Source organism: Stenotrophomonas maltophilia (assembly GCF_006970445.1).
Taxonomy (GTDB): Bacteria; Pseudomonadota; Gammaproteobacteria; order Xanthomonadales; family Xanthomonadaceae; genus Stenotrophomonas; species Stenotrophomonas maltophilia_AU.
The window spans coordinates 4,096,662-4,117,536 of record NZ_CP033877.1 but is presented as its reverse complement, the minus strand read 5'-3'; the positions used below and the strand labels follow the sequence as shown (position 1 = coordinate 4,117,536).

Here is a 20,875-nt window from a genome sequence, read left to right as displayed (position 1 = left end):
GGTCGGTGGCTGGGATCACGCAGGCTGGCCGGAGAGGGCAGCGGGGCGCCGCGAAGGGGCGCAGGACCATGGCTGGATGAGAATTGTTCTCTTTTCGTTGCGGCGCGTCAAACCCGTTGGCGTGCGGACCAACGGTCCGCACCCACCGTCTGCGCCCACGGTTGTGCCGGCCGCTGGCCGGCAGATTGGCTGTATGGAGAAAGCCGGCCAGCGGCCGGCTCTACCAGTAGATCCACGCCATGCGTGGATATGCGTTCCTATGCCCGCTGTGCGCGCTTGAGCAGTTTCGCTTCGCGCTTGCGTGCGCGACGTGCGCGCCAGCGCTCGGCCAGGCAGGAGAAGATCACGTACAGCGCCGGCGTGCTGAGCAGGGTCAGGCTCTGCGAGAACAGCAGGCCGCCGATCATCGCGATACCCAGAGGGCGGCGCAGCTCGGACCCTTCACCCAGGCCGATCGCCAGCGGCACAGCTGCCAGGATCGCGACCATCGTGGTCATCATGATCGGGCGGAAGCGCACGATGCTGGCCTCGCGTGCGGCATCGCGCGGCGCCAGCCCATGCTCGCGCTGCGCCACCAGTGCGAAGTCGATCATCATGATCGCGTTCTTCTTGACGATGCCGATCAGCAGCACCAGCGCGATCATCGAAATCACCGACAGCTCGGTGTTGGTGCCGAACAGCGCCAGCAGCGCACCGACGCCTGCCGCCGGCAGCGTGGACAGGATGGTGACCGGGTGGATCAGGCTCTCGTAGAGCATGCCCAGCACCAGGTACACGGTCAGGATCGCCGCCAGCACCAGGATCAGCATGTCGCTGGGGTCGGAGTTGAAGCCGAAGCCCGCATCGTCGGCCAGGCGGATGTCGCCGGGCATGCGCATGCCGGCCACGGTGGCATCGATGATCGCCTTGGCCTCACCCATGCTCACGTTGGGAGCCAGGTTGTAGCTGAGGTCCATCGTCGTGTACTGGTTTTCGTGGGTGATCTGCGAAGGGGCCAGGCCGGGCATCTGGGTAGCCACCGCGGTGATCGGCACCATGTCGCCGTTGCGCGCACGCACGTACACCTCATCCAGCGCCGAAGGGGTGGCGGTCTGCGAGGGCAGGGCGTTGACCACCACGCTGTACTGGTTGATGTCCGAATAGATGGTGGAGATCTGGCGCTGGCCGAACGCACCGTACAGCGCGCCATCGATGGCACCTACCGTGATGCCCAGGCGCGCGGCCTTGGCGCGGTCGATCTGGATGTTCTGGCGCAGGCCGGCATTGTCCACGTCGGTACCGACGTCGCGCAGCTTCGGGTTCTTCTTCAGTTCCGCCTGCAGCTTGGGCAGCCATTCCTGCAATGCGGCCAGGTCATTGCCCTGCAGCGAAATGCGGTACTGCGCGCCCTGGCTGGACCCGCCGCCATCGTTGCTGGGCAGATCCTGGATCGCGCGCAGGCGCAGCTGCAGGTCCGGGTAGCGATCGGCCTTGGCACTGAGGCGCGCCAATGCATGTGCGGTGGTTTCGCGGCGGCCGTCGCTGCGCGACTTCAACTCGATGTTGAACTGTGCGCTGGAGCCCTGGCGGCCGCTGCCCAGGCGCACGCCCACGGTTTTCACCGCCGGGTCACCCATCAGCATGTCGGTGATGCGGCGCTGGCGGGCGACCATGTCCTCGAAGGACACCGTGGCGCTGGAGTTGGCGCGGCCCCAGATCAGGCCGGTGTCCTGCGGCGGGAACGCGCCCTTCTTCACCGCCCCGAACAGGAACACGGTGACGCCGATCAGGATCAGCGGGGTCAGCGACATCAGCAGCGCGTGGCGCAGCGAGAAGTCGAGGAACACGGTGTAGATGCGCAGCATGCGCTCGTGGCCGGCATCCAGCCAGCGGCCGAAGCGCGACGGTGGCGCGCTGTGGTCGTGCGCACTGAGGAAGCGGCTGCACAGTGCCGGGGTCAGCGTCAGCGAGACGATCATCGAGACCACGATGGCCGCCACCAGGGTGACGGTGAACTCGCGGAAGAACGCGCCCATCATGCCGCTGGCGAACAGCAGCGGGATGAACACCGCCACCAGCGAGGCGGTGATCGATACGATGGTGAAGCCGATCTCGCGCGCCCCGGTCAGCGCCGCCTGCATGCGTGGCATGCCCTCGTCGAGGTGGCGCATGATGTTCTCGATCACCACGATCGCATCGTCGACCACGAAGCCGATCGCGATCACCAGCGCCAGCAGGCTCAGGTTGTTCAGGGTGAAGCCCATCACGTACATCACCAGCGCGGCACCGGCCAGCGACAGCGGCACGGTCACCGCGGCGATCAGCGTGGGTGCCAGCCGGCGCAGGAACAGCGCCATGGTCAGTACCACCATCGCCAGGCTGATCAGCAGCGTGATCTGCACTTCATGCAGCGACGAGCGGATGGTCGGCGTACGGTCGAAGTACGGCGTCATCGTGGTGCCGGGCTGCAGGTAGTCCCGCAGGGTCGGGATCTGTGCCTTGACCCGATCCACGGTCTCCACGATGTTGGCGCCGGCACGGGTGAACACATACATCACCACCGCCGGCTTGTGGTCGAACCACGCGGCCTGGTAGGCGTCCTGTTGGCCGTCGTAGACATTGGCGATGTCCTTCAGGCGGATGACCCGGCCATCGCCCTGGGTCTTGACCACCAGGTCGGCGAAGTCGGCGGCACGCGCCACCGAGTCGTTGGCGATGATCGCGGTAGTGGTGTTGCCATCGCTGAGGAAGCCGGTGGGCGAGGTCACGTTGGCCGCGCGTACGGCGTTGCGCAGGTCATCGGCGGTCAGGCCCAGCGCGTTCATCAGGCGCAGGTTGACGTCCACGCGTACCGCTGGCGTCGAGGCACCGGCAATGTCGACCGAAGCGACACCGCTGATCTGGCGGATGCGCTGTGCCAGCAGCGAGTCGGCGACGTTGTACAGCTCATCGGCCGACTGCGTCTGCGAGGTCAGCGCGATGGCGATCACCGGGTCGTCGTTCGGATTCGCCTTCTGGTACATCGGTGACCCCATGCCCGAAGGCAGGTCGGCCTGAGCCGAGTTGATCGCCGTCTGTACGTCCAGTGCCGCCGAGTCGATGTTGTGGCCGCTCTGGAAGATCATGAATACCAGCGAGCTGCCTTCCGAGCTCGACGAGCGCATGCGGTCGATGCCCGGCAGCTGGCCGAGATGGCGTTCCAGCGGCGCGGTGACCGTGGAGGCCATGGTCGCCGCATCGGCGCCGGACTGGCTGGCATGCACGAAGATCACCGGGATCTCGATGTTCGGCAGCGCCGATACGCCCAGGCGCAGGTAGCAGATCAGGCCGACCATGAACAGGCCGATGGCCAGCAGCGCGGTGCCGATCGGGCGGCGGATGAAGGGGCCGGACAGGTTCATCGTGCGGCCCCCCGCAGCAGCGGGGCGTGGATCATGCCTGCGGCTCCTGCAGCGACCCGTTGCGCAGCGCGCGCTGCTCGCGGCGGCGGGCAAGCCACTCGGAGAAGCGTTCCATGTACAGGTAGATCACCGGCGTGGTGTACAGGGTCACCAGCTGCGACAGCAGCAGGCCACCGACGATGGCGATGCCCAGCGGGCGGCGCAGCTCCGAGCCGATGCCGGTGCCCAGCGCCAGCGGCAGTGCGCCGAGCATTGCCGCGGCGGTGGTCATCATGATCGGGCGGAAGCGCAGCAGGCAGGCGCGGCGGATCGCTTCATGCGCGTTGGCACCGGCGCGGCGCGCCTCGATCGCGAAGTCGACCATCATGATGCCGTTCTTCTTGACGATGCCGATCAGCAGCACGATGCCGACGATGCCATCCACCGACAGGCTCAGTCCGCACAGCATCAGCGCCAGCAGCGCGCCGACACCGGCCGGTGGCAGCGTGGAGATGATCGTGATCGGGTGGATGTAGCTCTCGTACAGCACGCCCAGCACGATGTAGATCACCACCAGCGACGCCAGCAGCAGCCACACCACATCGGTCTGGCTGCCGGTGAACTCGGCGGCCTTGCCGATGAACTCGGCATGCAGGTGGGTGGGCATGTCCAGGCTGTCCTTGGTCTCCTGGATCGCACGCACGGCCTCGGACAGCGAATAGCCCGGCGCCACGTTGAACGACACCGTCACCGCCGGCAGCTGCTGCTGGTGGCTGACCACCAGCGGCGCACTGCTGACCTTGCCTTCGGCCAGCGCCGACAGCGGGATGATGTTGCCGGCGCCGACCGTGATGCCGGTGTTCTGCGCGCCGATGCCGGTGGCGGTCGACGAGTTCGACGAGGTGACCTGGCCGAAGCTGGTGGCGTTGGTGCCGGTCAGTGCGCCGGCACCGTTGGAGGCGACCGCCAGCTGTTCCATCAGCGCCGTGCTGGTACGGAATTCCGGCGCCACTTCCAGCACCACGCGGTACTGGTTGAGCTCGGTGAAGATGGTCGAGATCTGGCGTTGGCCGAACGCATCGTAGAGCGTGTCGTCGATGGTCTGCATCGGCACGCCCAGCACGCTGGCCTTGTCGCGGTCGATGTTCAGCTCCAGGGCACGGCCCTGGTTGGACAGGTTGTTGTCGACGTCCGCCAGTTCCGGGCGCTTGCGCAGCGCTTCGGTCAGGCGCGTGGCCTGGGTCGCCACCGTCGCCGAATCCACGTCCGACAGCGAGTACTGGTACTCGGTAGCGGCCACACGGGTATCCAGGGTCACGTCCTGCACCGGCTTCAGGTACAGCGCCACGCCCGGAATGCCGGCCACTGCCTTCTGCAGGCGCGGCAGGATCTCGTCCAGGCCATCGCGCTGGCTGCGTTCCTTCAGCACGATCGACAGCTGGCCCTGGTTGAGCGTGGGGTTCATGCTGCCGGCACCGATGAACGCTGATACGCCGGTCACATCCGGATCGTGCCGCAGTGCTTCGGCGACCTGCTTGGTGCGCTGCTCCATCTGCGGGAAGGCGATGTTCTGGTCGGCCTGCACCACGCCGGTGATCAGGCCGGTGTCCTGCTCGGGCAGCAGGCCCTTGGGAATCAATACATACAGCAGCACGGTCAGCACCAGTGCGGCGCCGGCCACGGCCAGGGTCAGGCGCTGGTGGCCCAGCACCCAGTCCAGGCTGTGCTCGTACAGGCCGACGGTGCGCGTCCACAGGTTCTGCTTGCCGGCCGCCGCCGCGCGCTCATGCGCGTCCTCGCCCTCGGGCAGGGCATCGGGCTTGAGCAGGTAGGCGCACATCATCGGGGTGAGCGTCAGCGAGATCAGCATCGACAGCACCACGGCGATGCTCAGTACCCATGCGAACTCGTGGAACAGGCGGCCGGTGACGCCGGGCATCAGCAGCAGCGGCAGGAACACCGCCACCAGCGAGACGGTCAGCGACAGCACGGTGAAGCCGATCTGGCGCGCGCCGATCTCGGCGGCTTCCTTGCCACTCTTGCCCTGCTCGATATAGCGCACGATGTTCTCGATCATCACGATCGCATCGTCGACCACGAAGCCGGTGGCCACCACCAGCGCCATCAGCGAAAGGTTGTCCAGCGACATGCCGGCGAAGGCCATCACCGCGAAGGTGCCGGCCAATGACAACGGCACCGCCACCGACGGGATGATCGTGGCCCACAACCGGCGCAGGAACACGAAGATCACCGCCACCACCAGGCCGATGGTGAGGATCAGCGTGAACTGCACTTCATGCACCGAGGCGCGGATGGTCTCGGTACGGTCGTTGAAGATTTCCAGGTGCACGTCGGCCGGCAGCACGCCCTGCAGCTGCGGCAGGATCGCGCGGATGCGCTCGACGGTCTGCACGATGTTGGCACCGGGCTGGCGCCGAACTTCCAGCAGCACCGCCGGTTTGCCATCGGCCCAGGCGGCCAGCTGGTCATTCTCCACGCCATCGATCACCTCGGCCACGTCCGACAGCCGCACCGGGCGGCCGTTCTTGTAGCTGATGATGGTGTCGCGGTACTCGGCGGCGCTGGCCAGCTGGTCGTTGGTGCCGATGCTGTAGGACTGCGTCTTGCCGTTCAACGAACCCTTCGGCGCATTGACATTGGCCTGGGTCAACGCGCTGCGCAGCTGCTCCAGGGTCAGGCCCATGTTCGACAGCTGCGCCGGGTTGACCTGGATGCGCACGGCCGGGCGCACGTTGCCGGCAATCGAAACCAGGCCGACGCCCTGCACCTGCGACAGGCGCTGGGCCAGGATGGAGTCGGCGTAATTGTTGACGTCGCGCAGCGGGCGCGTGTCAGAGGTCAGCTTCAGGGTGACGATGGCCGCGTCGGCCGGGTTCACCCGGTTGTAGACCGGCTGGTAGGGCAGCGACGAGGGCAGGGTGGCCTGGCGGATCGCCGCCTGCACGTCCTGCGCGGCGATGTCGATGTCGCGGTCCATCGAGAACTGCAGGATGATCGTGGACAACCCGGCCGACGAATCGGAGGTCATCAGCTCCAGCCCGGAAATCTGCCCGAACTGGCGCTCCAGCGGGGTGGTGACCAGCGAGGCCATGGTGGTGGCGTTGGCACCGGGGTACTGGGTGGTGACCACCAGGCTGGGCGCATCGATTTCCGGCAGCGCCGACACCGGCAGCTTGCGGTAACCGAGGATGCCCAGCAGCAACAGGCCCGCCATCAACAGCGAGGTGGCGATCGGGCGGCGGATGAAGATCGTCGAAAAGCCCACGGACTGATCCTTGCTGGCACTTCAATGTCGGCGCCGGCAGGGTCGCCGGCGCGAGGGAGATCAGTGGCCTGCGCTCAGCGCGGGCCACCACCGCGACGGCCACCGCCGCCTGCGTTCTTCTGTTCGGCCGCCTTCAGTTCGGCCTCGGTCGGTGCGGCCGGCGTCTCGCCCGGCTTCAGTGCGGTGACCTTGCTGCCCGGCTTCAGGCGGAACTGGCCTTCACTGACCACCCGCTCGCCGCCCTTCAGGCCTTCGGCGATCTGCACCTGGCTGTCGCCCACTTCCACGCCGCTGCGCACGGTCTGCATCTTTACCGTGTTGTCGCCCTGCACGATGTAGACGTACTCGCCGTCCGGGCCACGCAGCACCGCCTGGGTGGGGATGACCACGCCGCCGGCGATGGTACGCAGCTGCATGCGCACGTTGACGAACTGGCCCGGCCACAGGCCGTTGTCGGTGTTGTCGAACAGGGCACGCGCCTTGAAGGTGCCGCTGTCGGCACTGATCAGGTTGTCGACCACGTCGAGCTTGCCGTCGCCGGACAACACGTGCGAATCGGCGCGGTCCAGCGCGGCCACCGGCACCGTACCGGCGGCCTGCGCCTGGCGCACGTCGCCGAGCTGACGTTCGGGCAGGTTGAACAGTACGTGGATCGGATGGATCTGGGTCAGCGTGACCAGCGCGGTGCCAGCGTTGACCACGTTGCCCGCGTCGACCGCGCGGATGCCGGCGATGCCGGTGATCGGTGCGGTGACCTTGGTGTACTGCAGCTGCACCTGCGCCGAGCGCATGCTGGCCTCGTTCGCTGCGACCGCGCTTTCGTACTGTGCCACTTGGTTTCGCTGTGTATCCAGATCGGTCTTGGCGACGTACTGGCGATACTCCGGCGCGTTCGAACGCTGGAAGTTGGAGCGCGCGGTGGCCAGCAGGGCTTCGTTCTGGCGCTTGGCCGCGGCGGCCTGGTCATAGCTGGCCTGGGCCGTTCGCGGATCGATCACCGCCAGCACCTCGCCCTGCTTCACTTCCTGGCCTTCGCGGAAGTTCAGGCTCATCAGCTGGCCGCCGACCTGCGGGCTGACGGTAACGGTGTTCATCGCGGTCACCGTGCCCAGTGCGCTGGCATACACCGGCACGTCCTGGCGTGTGGCATCCACCACGGTCACCGGTACTGGACCGGCATTCGGATCCTCGCCGCCCTGGCGCGCCCCCGCCTCTGCGCCACCGGCCTTGTCCTTGCCCCCGCCCATGACGCGCAGGCCGACCACGGCCAGCACCAGCACTGCCACGACCAGCAGCACGATCTTCCAAACACGTGACATTACGAGGACTCCGAGAGGGCTGGACCAGGCGGGACGCCGGGGCAATGCGCAAAGCATACCTGTGCCACATCACGTTTCCTGCATGACGGATGGGACGGGCGCTAAGACCGGATCCAGCGCCGGAGGTTCCCGTGGCGGCGGTGTTGCCCTACATTCAGCTGGAACCCTTCTGCTGTGGAGATTGCGATGCGCCGTTCGCTGCTGCTGTCCGCCCTGCTGCTGGCCCTGCCGGCCCTTGCCCACGCCCAGGACGGGCAGCGCCCGGAGGTGACCGCCGCCGCGCAGCGGCTGCAGGCCAAGGTGGTCGAATGGCGCCGCGACTTCCATCAGCATCCGGAGTTGTCCAACCGCGAGGCGCGCACCTCGGCCGAGGTCGCCAAGCGCCTGCGCGCGATGGGCCTGAAGCCGAAGACCGGCATCGCCCATCACGGCGTGGTGGCGATCATCGAGGGCGGCAAGCCCGGCCCGAAGATCGCGTTGCGTGCCGACATGGACGCGTTGCCGGTGACCGAGCAGACCGGCCTGCCGTTCGCCTCCAAGGCCACTGACCAGTACCGCGGACAGACCGTGGGCGTGATGCATGCCTGCGGCCATGACGCGCATACCGCCACCCTGCTCGGCGTGGCCGAAGCACTGGTCGCGATGAAGAAGGACCTGCCGGGTCAGGTGATGCTGATCTTCCAGCCGGCCGAGGAGGGCGCACCGCCGCCGGAAGAGGGTGGTGCCGCGTTGATGCTCAAGGAAGGCCTGTTCGCTGATTTCAAGCCGGAAGCGGTATTCGGCCTGCACGTGTTCTCCAGCGTGCAGGTAGGGCAGATCGCCGTGCGCGGCGGCCCGTTGATGGCCGCCTCGGACCGGTTCGGAATCAAGGTGATCGGGCGCCAGACGCACGGTTCGGCGCCGTGGAACGGTGTTGATCCGATCGTCGCCACCGCCGACCTGGTGGGAACGGCGCAGACCATCGTCAGCCGCCGCGCCAACCTGTCCAAGCAGCCGGCGGTGCTGACCTTCGGCGCGATCAACGGTGGCATCCGCTACAACATCATTCCCGATGAAGTGGAGATGGTCGGCACCATCCGCACCTTCGACGAAGGCATGCGCCAGCAGATCTTCGCCGACCTGCGCAACGTGGCCGAGCACACCGCTGCCGCGCACGGCGCGAAGGCGGTGACCGAGATCTACGAGGCCGATGGCAACCCGGCCACGGTGAACAACCCGGCACTGACCGCGAAGATGCTGCCGAGCCTGCAGGCCGTGGTGGGCAAGGACAACGTGTATGAGCCGCCGCTGCAGATGGGCGCGGAGGATTTCTCGCTGTACGCGAAGGAAGTGCCGGGCATGTTCTTCTTCGTGGGTTCGACCAGCGTGGGCATCGACCCCGCAACGGCGCCGGCCAACCATTCGCCGAAGTTCCTGCTGGATGAGAAGGCGTTGGATGTCGGGTTCCGCGCGCTGCTGCAGGTGAGCCTGGATTACCTGCACGGTGCCGGCACTCCTGCTGGCTGAGGGTTTCAGGCAGGGCTTGCAGCCCTGCACCCACCGAAGCAACGGCAACGGCAACGTCAAAAGCGGGCATTCCGTGGGATGGCGGGGTGGGTCCGGTTGAGGGGGACGCCGTAAACCCGTCCCTGGGGGCTTGGCCGCGGCATCCATGCCGCGGACACCCCCTCAACCGGACCCACCCCGCCTTCAACAGTTGTCCGCGGCTGTTGGTGCCCGCTGCTGTTGGTGGGTGCCGACCGTTGGTCGGCACGGCGGACGTCATGAACGTCTGAAGGATCGGATTCTGATTTTGATTTTCTGATCTTTCCCGTGGTGGCGGCCGCGCGTAGGGAGCTGTCAGGGGCCGGGTGGGTAGGTGGGGCGGGGGTGTCCGCGGCATGGATGCCGCGGCCAAGCCCCCATGGATGGGTTTACGGCGTCCCCCGACCCGCCTACCCACCCGGCCAAGCCGATAGACCGCCTTCCGCGACCAACCAACACACCCACCACGGAGGGGCTCCGCCGTTGGCCGGCCCGGCCGAAGGCCCGCCCTTCGCGCGATACAATGACCCCCATGAACACCCCACAGGATTCCAGCCTCGGTCGCGAGGTCAGTTACCCGTCGCAGTACGATCCCGGCCTGCTGTTCCCCATCCCCCGCAGCGGCGCCCGCGCCGAGATCGGCCTCGATGAGGCCGCGCTGCCGTTCGTCGGCCACGACCGCTGGCATGCCTTCGAGCTGAGCTGGCTCGACCCGCGTGGCAAGCCGCAGGTGGCCGTCGCCACCGTGCAGGTGCCGTGCATCTCGCCGCGGCTGATCGAGTCGAAGTCGTTCAAGCTGTACCTCAACTCCCTCAACAGCACCCGCATCGACAGCGCCGAGGCACTGCGCGAGCGTCTGGTGGCTGACCTGTCAGCCTGCGCCGGTGCGCCGGTCCAGGTCGAGTTCGGTCTGCCGGGCCTGCGCGAGACGCCGCTCGGTGAATCCGTCGACGGGCTGGATGTGGAGATCGACTGCTACGGTCCGCCGCAGGCGGACTTCCTCACCGCCGATGCGCATGAAGTGGTAGAGGAGACCCTGGTCTCGGCGCTGCTGAAGTCCAACTGCCCGGTCACCGGCCAGCCGGACTGGGCGACGGTCAGCCTGCGTTACCGCGGGCCGAAGATCGACCGTGCCGGCCTGCTGCGCTACCTGGTCAGCTACCGCGAGCACGCCGAGTTCCACGAGCAGTGCGTTGAGCGGATCTTCAGCGAAGTGTCCGCCCGCTGCCAGCCGCAGTGGCTGGAAGTGGAGGCCCGCTATACCCGCCGTGGTGGCCTGGACATCAATCCCTGGCGGGCCAGCCCCGGCATTGCCGCCCCGGCTGCGACCTACCGCGAGCTGCGGCAGTAACCGCCGCAGGCGGTTGCCCGTTGTGCCGGCCGCTGGCCGGCAATCGGCCAAGGCCGGATCCCCCTGGCACAGCCGGCCAGCGGCCGGCACTACCGGGCGTCCATTCCCCCGATTGTTCAGCCGCCCCCGGGGGCGGCTTCACATCTGCACCATCCCCATTTAACAACCTCCATGGCACCGTGCGAACCACGTAGTCATGCAGACGGGAGTTGTGGATGAGTACCGAGAAGAAAGCCGATTTCTCCGGCGTCAGTGGCAGTGTCGACAGTACCGCCGAGCAGGTGCCGAAGGCGGACTTCTCCGGCGTCAGCGCTTCGGTGGACAGCACCGCAGACGTTGTCAGCGGCGGCACCTATACCGTGCAGAAGGGTGACTCGCTGTCGAAGATCGCCAAGCAGCATCTGGGCGACGCCAATGCCTGGAAGAAGATCTTCGAAGCCAACCGCGATGTGCTTGATGACCCGGACAAGATTTTCCCGGGCCAGACCCTGAAACTGCCGCCGAAGTAAGCCGGCCGAACGCCGTCCGACAATCCCTGGGAGGAACCCCGAATGATCAAGACCACCCCGCTCCAGACCGCCCTGATCGCCGCCCTGCTGGGCAGCGTCGCCCTGGTCGGTTGCAAGAAGAAAGAAGAGTCGACCGACAGCAACGCCGCTCCGGCAGCCACCGCCCCGGCCGAGCCGGCGGCACCGGCCCCGATGACCGGCGCACCGCCGCCGATGGCCGAAGCCGCTGCAGTCAGCGTCTCGGCGGTCACCGTGGGCAAGACCGCAGCCGCCGACAAGTCGGTTGCGACGACGGCATTGTTCGCCCCGAAGGATGACGTCATCGTCTCGGTCAAGACCGACGGCGCTGCCAACAACGTCACCGTTGGCGCGAAGCTGACCTACCAGGACGGCCAGGTGGCCGGCGAACAGAACGCCACCCTGAACACCAGTGGCGCGGAAACCACCAACGTCACGTTCAAGAATGCAAAGGGCTGGCCGGCCGGCAAGTACCGCGCCGAGGTCACCGTCGATGGCAAGGCGGCCGGAACGCCGCAGGAGTTCGAGGTCAAGTAAGTCCTGCCGACTCTCTCCCGGCAGGGCTCACGATGGACGCAGCCGCGAGGTTGCGTCCTTTTTTATTGGGCGACGGTTGGCCCCATCCACGCATGGCGTGGATCTACTGGCAACCGGGCCGCGCTTCATCCACACCGTGCGTGGATGGATCACAGCGTTGCCGGCATGCAGTACCGCCGCGTATGGCGCGGCTTTGCCCCGCGCGGCTGAAAACGCGACAATGCAGGGGTTTCCCCGCCGCGCGCCCACCCTGACGGCGACGGGGGAAAGCGTGGGGCCCGGCCCCGCGCGCGACACGGTTGCACGTGGCCCGGCGCTGGCGCCGGCCTTCCCCTGAGCATTGCTACAGAGTCCAAGTCCCCCATGTCCAAGATCCTCTACACGCTGACCGACGAAGCACCGTTCCTGGCCACCCAGTCGCTGCTGCCGATCGTCGGCGCCTATACCGCCACTGCCGGCATCGTGGTGGAAACCCGTGACATCTCGCTGTCCGGCCGCATCCTGTCGCTGTTCCCGGAACTGCTCAGCGACGCGCAGAAGGTCAGCGACGACCTGGCCGAGCTGGGCCAGCTGGCGACCACGCCGGACGCCAACATCATCAAGCTGCCGAACATCTCCGCCTCGGTGCCGCAGCTGAAGGCAGCCATCAAGGAACTGCAGGACCAGGGCTATCCGCTGCCGGATTACCCGGAAACCCCGGCCGACGACCAGCAGCGCGACTACAAGGCGCGCTACGACAAGGTCAAGGGCAGTGCGGTGAACCCGGTGCTGCGCGAAGGCAATTCGGACCGCCGCGCGCCGCTGTCGGTGAAGAACTACGCGCGCAAGCACCCGCATCGCATGGGCGCCTGGGCGTCGGATTCGAAGTCGCACGTCGCGCACATGGCCGCCGGTGATTTCTACGGCAGCGAGAAGTCGGCCACCCTGGCCAATGCCGGTGCGCTGAAGATCACCTTCCACGGCAACGACGGCAGCACCGTCGTGCTGAAGGAAAAGACCGCAGTGAAGGCGGGCGAGATCGTTGATGCCGCCGTCATGAGCCGCAAGGCACTGGCCGCGTTCATCGCTGAGCAGATCGCCGATGCCAAGGCCCAGGGCGTGCTGTTCTCGCTGCACCTGAAGGCGACCATGATGAAGGACTCCGACCCGATCATGTTCGGCGTGGCGGTCAACGAGTTCTACAAGGACGTGCTGGCCAAGCACGCCGACGTGCTCAAGCAGGCCGGTTTCGATGCCAACAACGGCATCGGTGACCTGGCTGCGCGCCTGCCGTCGCTGCCCGAGGCCACCCGCGCTGCAATCGAAGCCGATCTGGCGGCCGAGTACGCACAGCGTCCGGGCGTGGCCATGGTCAACTCGGACAAGGGCATCACCAACCTGCATGTTCCGAGCGACGTGATCGTCGACGCCTCGATGCCGGCGATGATCCGTGACTCCGGCAAGATGTGGAACGCCGAAGGCAAGCTGCAGGACACCAAGGCCGTCATTCCGGACCGCTGCTACGCCGGCGTGTACCAGGCCGTCATCGACGACTGCAAGGCGCACGGTGCGTTCAATCCGGCCACCATGGGCTCAGTGCCGAACGTCGGCCTGATGGCACAGAAGGCCGAAGAGTACGGCTCGCATGACAAGACCTTCCAGATCGCTGCCGATGGCGTGGTCAAGGTCACCGACGATGCCGGCACCGTGGTGTTCGAACACGGCGTGGAAGCCGGTGACATCTGGCGCATGTGCCAGACCAAGGACGCGCCGATCCAGGACTGGGTCAAGCTGGCCGTCGAGCGCGCCCGCCTGAGCAGCACCCCGGCCGTGTTCTGGCTGGACGCTGCCCGCGCCCATGACGCACAGGTCATCGCCAAGGTCGAGCAGTACCTGAAGGACCACGACACCAACGGCCTGGACATCCGCATCCTGCCGCCGGTGGAAGCCACCGCGTTCTCGCTGGACCGCATCCGCAAGGGCGAGGACACCATCTCGGTGACCGGCAACGTGCTGCGCGACTACCTGACCGACCTGTTCCCGATCATGGAGCTGGGTACCAGCGCCAAGATGCTGTCGATCGTGCCGCTGATGGCCGGCGGCGGCCTGTTCGAGACCGGTGCCGGTGGTTCGGCCCCGAAGCACGTGCAGCAGTTCGTTGAAGAGGACTACCTGCGTTGGGATTCGCTGGGTGAGTTCCTGGCCCTGGCCGCGTCGCTGGAACACCTGGGCAACCGCTACGACAACGCCGCCGCCCGTGTGCTGGCCAAGGCGCTGGACGAAGCCAACGGCCAGTTCCTGGACAACGACAAGTCGCCGTCGCGCAAGCTGGGTGGCATCGACAACCGTGGCAGCCACTTCTACATCGCGCTGTACTGGGCCCAGGCCCTGGCCGCGCAGGACGAAGACGCCGCACTGAAGGCGCGCTTCGCCCCGCTGGCAAAGGCGCTGACCGACAACGAGCAGAAGATCGTCGAAGAGCTGATCGCAGTGCAGGGCAAGGCCGTGGACATCGGTGGCTACTACCGCCCGGACGTGGCCAAGGCCAGCAAGGCGATGCGCCCGAGCGCGACCTTCAACGCCGCGCTGGAGCAGCTGCGCGGCTGATCCACTGCCGTTCGGCCGTGACACCGGAACCCGCGCTTCGGCGCGGGTTTCTTTTTTGGCTCTGGGGTCAGATCCCTTTTGCCACGCAAAAGGGATCTGACCCCAGGCGATGAAACCGTGACATCCGTCGGCTGTCGGAAAGCCGTCAAAGGGGCATGAAACTTGCCCGCGATGGCCGTCGCAGAACCGATAGGAGGCGGTCTGCAGCCGCCCTCAATCTGAGCAGTCGATCACGACGGCCCTCGCCGGCAATGCCCTAGCCTTGGCGACGCGAGACCACCGGGGAGGTGGTCGCTCGGGGATCACGGATGGCACGCGTGCTGGTAGTGGGAACCGACATCCAGGGCGAGCAGGCCCTGCTGCAACGGCTGCGTCTGGCGTCGGCACTGCCGGACGGCCAGATCCGCCGCAGCCAGGATCTGGACGATTGCGATCTGCTGGTCATCCGCGATACCCCGGCACTGCGCAACGCGGCCCAGCGCATGCGCCAGCAACGCCCGCGATTGCAGTGCTGGATCGAGGACATCGGCGGCCAGCTGCGTGACGGCGACGGGCACCAGGATGTGCTCGACGATGGTGCGATCGGCCGCGCGCTGCGCCGCATGCAGTTGGCACCGGAGCCCATGGCCATGCACGCACCCGCACCGATCCGCCTGGCCGATGGCGCGCACGCCATCACCCGCCTGCTGCGCGAGCGGCTGCCTTTGAGGCAAGGGCAGGCATTGTTGAGCGATGCAGGCGAGCCTCTGCTGCTGATGGATCTGGAGCAAGACCAGGCCGTGCTGTTGCAGGAACCCGCGAGCGCGCTGGTGGAGCGCCTGGCCGATGCCTTCGAACGCCTGCAGCTGGATGCACTGACACCGGCGCGCCTGCAGGCGCTGGGTGGTGAGCGACCACGCCAGCCGCTGCGGCCGCTGTTATGGCAATGGGCGCAACGTAGCCGCCATTGGCAGGCACTGGACGAACGCCTGCGCGGCGCCTCGGTGAAGCTGCTGCGCTGGCCGGATTTCCGCGTACTGGGTCACGACCACGATGGCTTCCGCCTGTGCTCGCTGCTGCTCAAGCGCGCGTGCACGGTTGAAGAATGCGCGATGCTGCTCGAGTTGCCGGCTGCGGCGGTGCGCGATTTCATCCATGCAGCCTATCTCTGCGGTTACGCGCAATTGCAGAGCGCCCCGGCGACACCGATGACGGCACTACGCGGCAATGGCACCGACAACGGATTGCTTGCCCGCTTGTGGCGGCACCTGCGCGGGAGCGAGCGCAATGCGTGAGCACAAGGTGGTCGTGCTCGGCGGCATGGGCAGTGGCAAGTCGACGCTGGTGCGCAGCATCGCGGCCGGCGCGGTGATCGATACCGATGTGGCCAACAGTGATCGCCTCGGCGCCGACAAGGCCTCCACCACCGTTGCGCTGGACTATGCGGACATCGACCTGCCCAACGGCGAACGCCTGCGTCTCTACGGAACGCCGGGCCAGCAGCGCTTCGATTTCCTATGGCCGATCCTGCTGCAGGGCGCGCGTGGCGCGGTGCTGTTGCTGGACGCGCGCCGCGCCGGCGTAGCCAGCGAGCTGGAGGGCTACCTGCAGGTGCTGCAGCCGTTCGCATCATCCCTGGCACTGGTCGTGGCGGTCACCCACCTGGACCAGGCGCCACAGGCCGCGCTGGATGACTGGGCCGCCCGTGCCTGCCTCGATGACCAGCCGCTGCCGCTACTGGCCGTGGATGCCCGTGACCGCGAACAGGGACTGCTGCTGATGGATGTACTGATGAGCGAAATGGAAGCGCACGCACTGGTGGCTGCGCATGGCTGACGGGCAGATGGCGGTACTGCCCGATGCCGGCCAGCGTGAGCGCCTGCAGCCCTTGCTGCAGGACCTGCAGCAGCGGGTCGAAGGGGTGCGCACGGTGGTGCTGGCCAGCGTCGATGGCTTTGCCCTGGTCAGCGCCGGTGCCGAAGGGCGCGGCGAACGGTTGGCGGCGATGACCAGCGCGATGCTGGCGCTGGCCGCGGCGGTCGGGCGCGAACTGGTGCTGGGCGATCTACAGACACTGATGCTGGAAGCGGCGGGCGGCAAAGTGCTGATGCTGGCGATCCAGGCCGACGGGCGCGCACCACTCCTGCTGATGGCGGCCTGCGACCAGCGCAGCGTGATCGGCCAGGTGCTGTGGCAGAGCAGGGAATGTGGCCAGGCGATCCTGGCCGAACTCGGCGGATCGTGAGCCCAGCCGCAGGGGAACGAGGGGCTCGAACCAACATCGACAAGGGGTGCGACGTGGCTGGATTGAATGAATCGTTGAACGCACTGATGGGCATCGACGGCGCGCAGGCAGTGGCGCTGGTCGACTATGAAAGCGGCATGCTGCTGGGCGAAGCCGGTGCCGGCATGGACATGGAGGTGGCCGCCGCCGGCAACACCGAAGTGATCCGCGCCAAGATGAAGACCGCCGCATCGTTGAACCTCAACGACAGCATCGAGGACATCCTGATCTCGCTGGGCAAGGCGTACCACATCATGCGCCCGGTGGCGAAGAAGAAGGGTCTGTTCTTCTACATCGTGCTGGACCGTACCAAGTCCAACCTGGCATTGGCCCGGCGCAAGGTGCAGGACGTGGAGGCCGAACTGGCGATCTGAGCGGCGGGTCTCTGTAGGGCCGGGCCATGCTCGGCTGCTTTCAGCCGAAGCAGCCGAGCACGTCCGGCGCTACGCTCACTGCGGCGGAAGCAGCAGTGTGGTCACGAACGAAAGCGCTTTGTTGTCGCGCTTGGCGAAGTACGCCGGCGCCTTCTCGGGCAACCACACTTCGTTGAAGTGGCGGCGGAAGTCTTCGTAGAGCTCGTTGGGATACAGCTTGGCCTGCACCGTGCGCCCATCCGGGTAGGAGTGGTCATACGTGGGCAGTGCATCGGTGTTGATACCCCGATGATCCCTCAGCCATTTGCAGAACAGGCGGCCTTCGGAGATGTCCGGCACCAGCTCCTGCGGGAGCGTGTAGCCTGCCTGCTCGAGCGGCGCGATCAGGTTCAGAGTCAGCTCGTTGAGCATCGAAAAGTGGGTATAGGGCACCTTTGCGCGGTTCTGCATGTAGCGGTCGATATGCGCAGGCATCACCGCGTTGGCGCGACCCTGCTGCCATTCCACCACCCACTGCGAGACCTTCACTGCGAACTTGCGCGACAGCCACTGGCCGAGGTGGATGGCGAGGTACGGGTGGATCCAGGTGCCCTGCATTGCCGGGTTCCCACCGGAGACCACGTGGATCAGTTCATTCTCGGACAGCTTCGTCTGCGCCATGAGCTCCTGCAGGAACTCCTCCGTCGATTTCAGCGCCCGGTAGTCGGACCAGCGCTTGGCGACGGACTGGCAGAGGGCGGTAGCGCTGATGTAGCCATCGCGGGCACGCTGCGGGATTACGTTGCCTTCCTCCACGCGTGGAATAAAGCTCATTTGCTGCATGCGTCACCTGGTGCCGTTGTTGGGCCTGAAAGGGTAGGCAGCACAGGGGCATCGAGTCTGTAGGAATCGTTGCGTCTTTCGCGGCGCGCAGTGGCGCTGCCCCAGTAGGGCCGGGCCGTGCCCGGCGGGTCCAGGCAGGCGCAGCCGAGTACGGCCCGGACCCTACACAAGCCACCCCACGCCAGCGTATGGTGAAGCCGGTCTTCCCGGGTGAGCCCTGCATGTCCGAGCCTGACATCGCTGCCGAGCTGGCGTCGCGCATCGCTGGCGCCATCCACGCTGGCTTCGAGCAGTACCACGCCCGCTTTGCGGCGATCACCGCCCGTGCTCGGCAGCGTTTCGAGCAGCGCGACTGGGCGGCTGCGCGCCAGGATGCGGTCGAGCGCATCGTGTTGTACGACCTGTGCATCGCCGAACAGATGGATGCGCTGCGCCGCCTCGCCGGCGAAGCGATCGGGGAGCGCGCGCTGTGGCTGCAGGTGCATGCACGCTACAGCGCGTTGCTGCGGGGGCTGATCGACGCCGAACTGTACAAGACGTTCTACAACACGCTGTCGCGGCGCTTGTTCTCCACCCGTGGCGTGGACCCGGCGCTGGAGTTCATCGCCTTCGATGTCGAGCCGTCCGATGCGATCACCCATCCAGTCGCACGGCATACCTACGCGGTTTCGCCGACGCGGCCGGTGGAGGCCCTGCAGCGCGTGTTGGCCGATTACCGCTTCGACATTCCGTATGCGCACCAGCTTCGCTGCGCGGCGGCCATCGCCGTTCGCCTGCAGGACGATCTGGCCCACTGGGGCGATACGCCGGTGCGCAGCATCGAACTGCTGGATACCGTGTTCTATCGCGAACGCCGCGCCTATCTGGTTGGACGCGTGTTCGGCGAGCACCGCTTCTCACCGTGCGTGATTGCCCTGGTCAACGATGGCCAGGGCCTGCGTGCCGATGCGGTGCTGACCCGTCGCCGCGATGTCGCCCACCTGTTCGGTGTATCGCGCAGTTACTTCCAGGCTGACCTCGCCACGGTCGGCGATGCGGTGGTGTTCCTGCGCAGTCTGCTGCCGGGCAAGCCCATCGATGAGATCTACACCGTGCTGGGTCGCGCCAAGCAGGGCAAGACCGAGCGCTACCGGACCTTCTTCCGCCACTTCAACGAACATCCGCAGGAGCGGCTGGTGCCCGCCGAAGGCACGCCAGGCATGGTCATGGCGGTGTTCACCCTGCCCAGCTATCCGCTGGTGTTCAAGCTGATCCGCGACCGCTTCGCCTGGCCCAAGGCGATGTCGCGGCAGCAGGTGGAAGAGAAATACGCGCTGGTGTTCAATCTCGACCGCGTCGGCCGCCTGCTCGATGCGCAGCCGTATCGCCACCTGCGTTTCCCGCGCGATCGCTTCGCACCGGCCTTGCTGGAAGAGTTGCTGCAGCAATGCGCGCAGAGCGTTCGCGTCGATGGCGACCAGGTGGAAGTTGCACTGTGCTATGTGCAGCGTCGCTTCCGTCCATTGAACCTGTACCTGCGCGAGCAGGGCGGCGAGGCGGTGCGCGCGGCGGTACTCGACTACGCGCAGGCGATCACCGACATGGCGCGCAACAACATCTTCCCCGGCGACATGCTGCCGAAGAACTTCGGCGTATCGCGGCATGGTCGGGCCGTGTTCTACGACTATGACGAGCTGTGCCTGGTCAGTGACTGCGTGTTCCGCGCCTGGCCGCAGCCGCGGACACCGGAGGAGGCCATGGCCGACGAACCCTGGTTCCATGTCGGTCCACGCGACGTGTTTCCCGAGCGCTTCGGCCCGTTCATGGGGCTGCCGGCGGGAGAGCTGGCCGCAGTGCGCGAGCACTACAGGCACCTGTTCGATCCGGCGTGGTGGCAGGGCCTGCAGGTGCGCTTCGCCGAGGGTGATTATCCGGATACGCCGCCCTACGCGACGGCCCATCGCCTGGCCTGAACGGATGGGCGTGAACCGCCTGCCGGTCCGGTCCGGACTGCGGTACGCTCGGCGCTCACTTCATCACCACGGATCCGGCAATGATGCGTTCCCCCCTGTTCCTTGCCCTGGCCCTGGCGTTCTCTGCCGGTGCCCCCCTGCTGCCGGCCGATGCCGTCGCCCAGAACGCGCGCGCCGTGCGTGCCACGGCCGAGATGAGCATGGCACTGTCGGGCAGTATCGACGTGGCGGCCGACGGTTCGGTCAGCAAGCTGGTCCTGGACCAGCAGGCAATGCTCGCACCAGGCATCGCGTCGTTCGTGGAGGGCGCCATCCGTGGCTGGCAGTTCGAGCCGACCCTGCACGATGGCAAGCCGGTGGCCGTCCACGCGCCACTGCGGGTACGCCTGCGTGGCAAGGAGCAGGACGACGGCAGCTACCAGGTCAGCATGACCAGTGTCGACTTCAGTGAATATGATCCGAAGGCTACCGATTCGGTGACCCAGAAGCGCATGCCGCCACCGCGCTACCCCGAGGAAGCCTTCCGCAATGGCGGGCAGGGTGACGTACTGCTGCTGGTCAAGGTCGCACGCGACGGCACCGTGGCCGATGTCATTGCCGAGCAGGTGAACATGACCGTGGTCGCACCGGAACGGACCATGGCCAAGATGCGCGACATCCTCGCCAAGGCCAGCATCAGCGGGGCCCGCAAGTGGACCTTCGTTCCGCCGACCACCGGTGAGGACAGCACGCTGGATTCCTGGACCGTGCGTGTGCCGGTCACCTTCGCCCTGAACAACAGCAGCAACGGCCAGCCGGAACGCTATGGCCGCTGGCGCGCCTTCATCCCCGGCCCGCGCCAGGCTGCACCGTGGCGCAAGCCGGATGCCGTCGAACAGGCGGGCAGTGATCTGCTGCCCGCCGGGGGCGTGTACATGGTCGATGGCACCCAGCGCGGCCTGCGCCTGCTGACGCCGCTGGCCCAGCGCTGAGCCC

15 protein-coding genes are annotated in these 20,875 nt (G+C 66.8%); 11 read left to right on the top strand and 4 right to left on the bottom strand.

Annotation, left to right across the window (positions count from 1 at the left end; genetic code table 11):
• Positions 1-257: 257 nt before the first annotated feature.
• From EGM71_RS18845 to EGM71_RS18835, 3 genes are all read right to left on the bottom strand, one after another.
• Complete coding sequence (locus tag EGM71_RS18845) at positions 258-3,380, bottom strand: efflux RND transporter permease subunit (protein ID WP_135967933.1); 3,123 nt, start codon at positions 3,378-3,380, stop codon at positions 258-260.
• Positions 3,381-3,411: 31 nt separating this feature from the next.
• The gene (locus tag EGM71_RS18840) at positions 3,412-6,645 is read right to left on the bottom strand and encodes an efflux RND transporter permease subunit (protein WP_188486362.1); all 3,234 of its coding nucleotides are present in this window, start codon (positions 6,643-6,645) and stop codon (positions 3,412-3,414) included.
• Positions 6,646-6,719: 74 nt separating this feature from the next.
• Positions 6,720-7,964, bottom strand: a complete 1,245-nt coding sequence (locus EGM71_RS18835; protein WP_188486360.1) for an efflux RND transporter periplasmic adaptor subunit — start codon at positions 7,962-7,964, stop codon at positions 6,720-6,722.
• Between the two features lie 186 nt (positions 7,965-8,150).
• On the opposite strand from EGM71_RS18835, the gene EGM71_RS18830 reads away from it, so the two are divergent.
• From EGM71_RS18830 to EGM71_RS18790, 9 genes are all read left to right on the top strand, one after another.
• On the top strand, positions 8,151-9,470 hold the full coding sequence (locus EGM71_RS18830) for a M20 family metallopeptidase (protein WP_188486358.1): 1,320 nt from the start codon (positions 8,151-8,153) through the stop codon (positions 9,468-9,470).
• 550 nt (positions 9,471-10,020) lie between these two features.
• On the top strand, positions 10,021-10,839 hold the full coding sequence (gene queF / locus EGM71_RS18825) for an NADPH-dependent 7-cyano-7-deazaguanine reductase QueF (RefSeq protein ID WP_188486356.1): 819 nt from the start codon (positions 10,021-10,023) through the stop codon (positions 10,837-10,839).
• Between the two features lie 215 nt (positions 10,840-11,054).
• Positions 11,055-11,348, top strand: a complete 294-nt coding sequence (locus EGM71_RS18820; protein WP_005419771.1) for a LysM peptidoglycan-binding domain-containing protein — start codon at positions 11,055-11,057, stop codon at positions 11,346-11,348.
• A 42-nt stretch (positions 11,349-11,390) separates the two neighbouring features.
• Entirely contained in the window at positions 11,391-11,903 is a 513-nt protein-coding gene (locus tag EGM71_RS18815) for a hypothetical protein (protein ID WP_032130280.1), read from the top strand.
• A gap of 363 nt (positions 11,904-12,266) precedes the next feature.
• Entirely contained in the window at positions 12,267-14,489 is a 2,223-nt protein-coding gene (locus EGM71_RS18810; RefSeq protein ID WP_188486354.1) for an NADP-dependent isocitrate dehydrogenase, read from the top strand.
• 308 nt (positions 14,490-14,797) lie between these two features.
• Positions 14,798-15,763, top strand: a complete 966-nt coding sequence (locus EGM71_RS18805; RefSeq protein WP_188486352.1) for a hypothetical protein — start codon at positions 14,798-14,800, stop codon at positions 15,761-15,763.
• Positions 15,756-16,304 carry a GTP-binding protein gene (locus EGM71_RS18800; protein WP_188486350.1) on the top strand — a complete coding sequence of 183 codons (549 nt, stop codon included), beginning with the start codon at positions 15,756-15,758 and terminating at the stop codon, positions 16,302-16,304. Before EGM71_RS18805 ends, EGM71_RS18800 begins: the two co-directional genes overlap by 8 nt.
• Positions 16,297-16,713: a roadblock/LC7 domain-containing protein gene (locus EGM71_RS18795; protein ID WP_049446748.1), complete on the top strand. Its 417-nt coding sequence runs from the start codon at positions 16,297-16,299 to the stop codon at positions 16,711-16,713. Before EGM71_RS18800 ends, EGM71_RS18795 begins: the two co-directional genes overlap by 8 nt.
• 53 nt (positions 16,714-16,766) lie before the next feature.
• Positions 16,767-17,126: a hypothetical protein gene (locus tag EGM71_RS18790; RefSeq protein WP_005419760.1), complete on the top strand. Its 360-nt coding sequence runs from the start codon at positions 16,767-16,769 to the stop codon at positions 17,124-17,126.
• Positions 17,127-17,201: 75 nt separating this feature from the next.
• Here the strand turns inward: EGM71_RS18790 and EGM71_RS18785 are convergent, their stop codons facing one another.
• On the bottom strand, positions 17,202-17,939 hold the full coding sequence (locus EGM71_RS18785; protein ID WP_223224501.1) for a KilA-N domain-containing protein: 738 nt from the start codon (positions 17,937-17,939) through the stop codon (positions 17,202-17,204).
• A 230-nt stretch (positions 17,940-18,169) separates the two neighbouring features.
• Between EGM71_RS18785 and aceK the strand changes: the two genes are divergently transcribed.
• Positions 18,170-19,900, top strand: a complete 1,731-nt coding sequence (gene aceK, locus EGM71_RS18780) for a bifunctional isocitrate dehydrogenase kinase/phosphatase (protein WP_188486346.1) — start codon at positions 18,170-18,172, stop codon at positions 19,898-19,900.
• 80 nt (positions 19,901-19,980) lie between these two features.
• Positions 19,981-20,871, top strand: a complete 891-nt coding sequence (locus EGM71_RS18775; RefSeq protein WP_188486344.1) for an energy transducer TonB — start codon at positions 19,981-19,983, stop codon at positions 20,869-20,871.
• The last annotated feature ends 4 nt before the right edge of the window (positions 20,872-20,875 follow it).

Bases quoted from the DNA above. Each gene is read 5' to 3' on its own strand.
- EGM71_RS18830 (WP_188486358.1), top strand. From the start codon at position 8,151: ATGCGCCGTTCGCTGCTGCTGTCCGCCCTGCTGCTGGCCCTGCCGGCC.
- EGM71_RS18835 (WP_188486360.1), bottom strand. From the start codon at position 7,964: ATGTCACGTGTTTGGAAGATCGTGCTGCTGGTCGTGGCAGTGCTGGTG.
- EGM71_RS18805 (WP_188486352.1), top strand. From the start codon at position 14,798: ATGGCACGCGTGCTGGTAGTGGGAACCGACATCCAGGGCGAGCAGGCC.
- EGM71_RS18795 (WP_049446748.1), top strand. From the start codon at position 16,297: ATGGCTGACGGGCAGATGGCGGTACTGCCCGATGCCGGCCAGCGTGAG.
- EGM71_RS18800 (WP_188486350.1), top strand. From the start codon at position 15,756: ATGCGTGAGCACAAGGTGGTCGTGCTCGGCGGCATGGGCAGTGGCAAG.
- EGM71_RS18815 (WP_032130280.1), top strand. From the start codon at position 11,391: ATGATCAAGACCACCCCGCTCCAGACCGCCCTGATCGCCGCCCTGCTG.
- EGM71_RS18820 (WP_005419771.1), top strand. From the start codon at position 11,055: ATGAGTACCGAGAAGAAAGCCGATTTCTCCGGCGTCAGTGGCAGTGTC.
- EGM71_RS18845 (WP_135967933.1), bottom strand. From the start codon at position 3,380: ATGAACCTGTCCGGCCCCTTCATCCGCCGCCCGATCGGCACCGCGCTG.
- aceK (WP_188486346.1), top strand. From the start codon at position 18,170: ATGTCCGAGCCTGACATCGCTGCCGAGCTGGCGTCGCGCATCGCTGGC.
- queF (WP_188486356.1), top strand. From the start codon at position 10,021: ATGAACACCCCACAGGATTCCAGCCTCGGTCGCGAGGTCAGTTACCCG.
- EGM71_RS18775 (WP_188486344.1), top strand. From the start codon at position 19,981: ATGATGCGTTCCCCCCTGTTCCTTGCCCTGGCCCTGGCGTTCTCTGCC.
- EGM71_RS18810 (WP_188486354.1), top strand. From the start codon at position 12,267: ATGTCCAAGATCCTCTACACGCTGACCGACGAAGCACCGTTCCTGGCC.
- EGM71_RS18785 (WP_223224501.1), bottom strand. From the start codon at position 17,939: ATGAGCTTTATTCCACGCGTGGAGGAAGGCAACGTAATCCCGCAGCGT.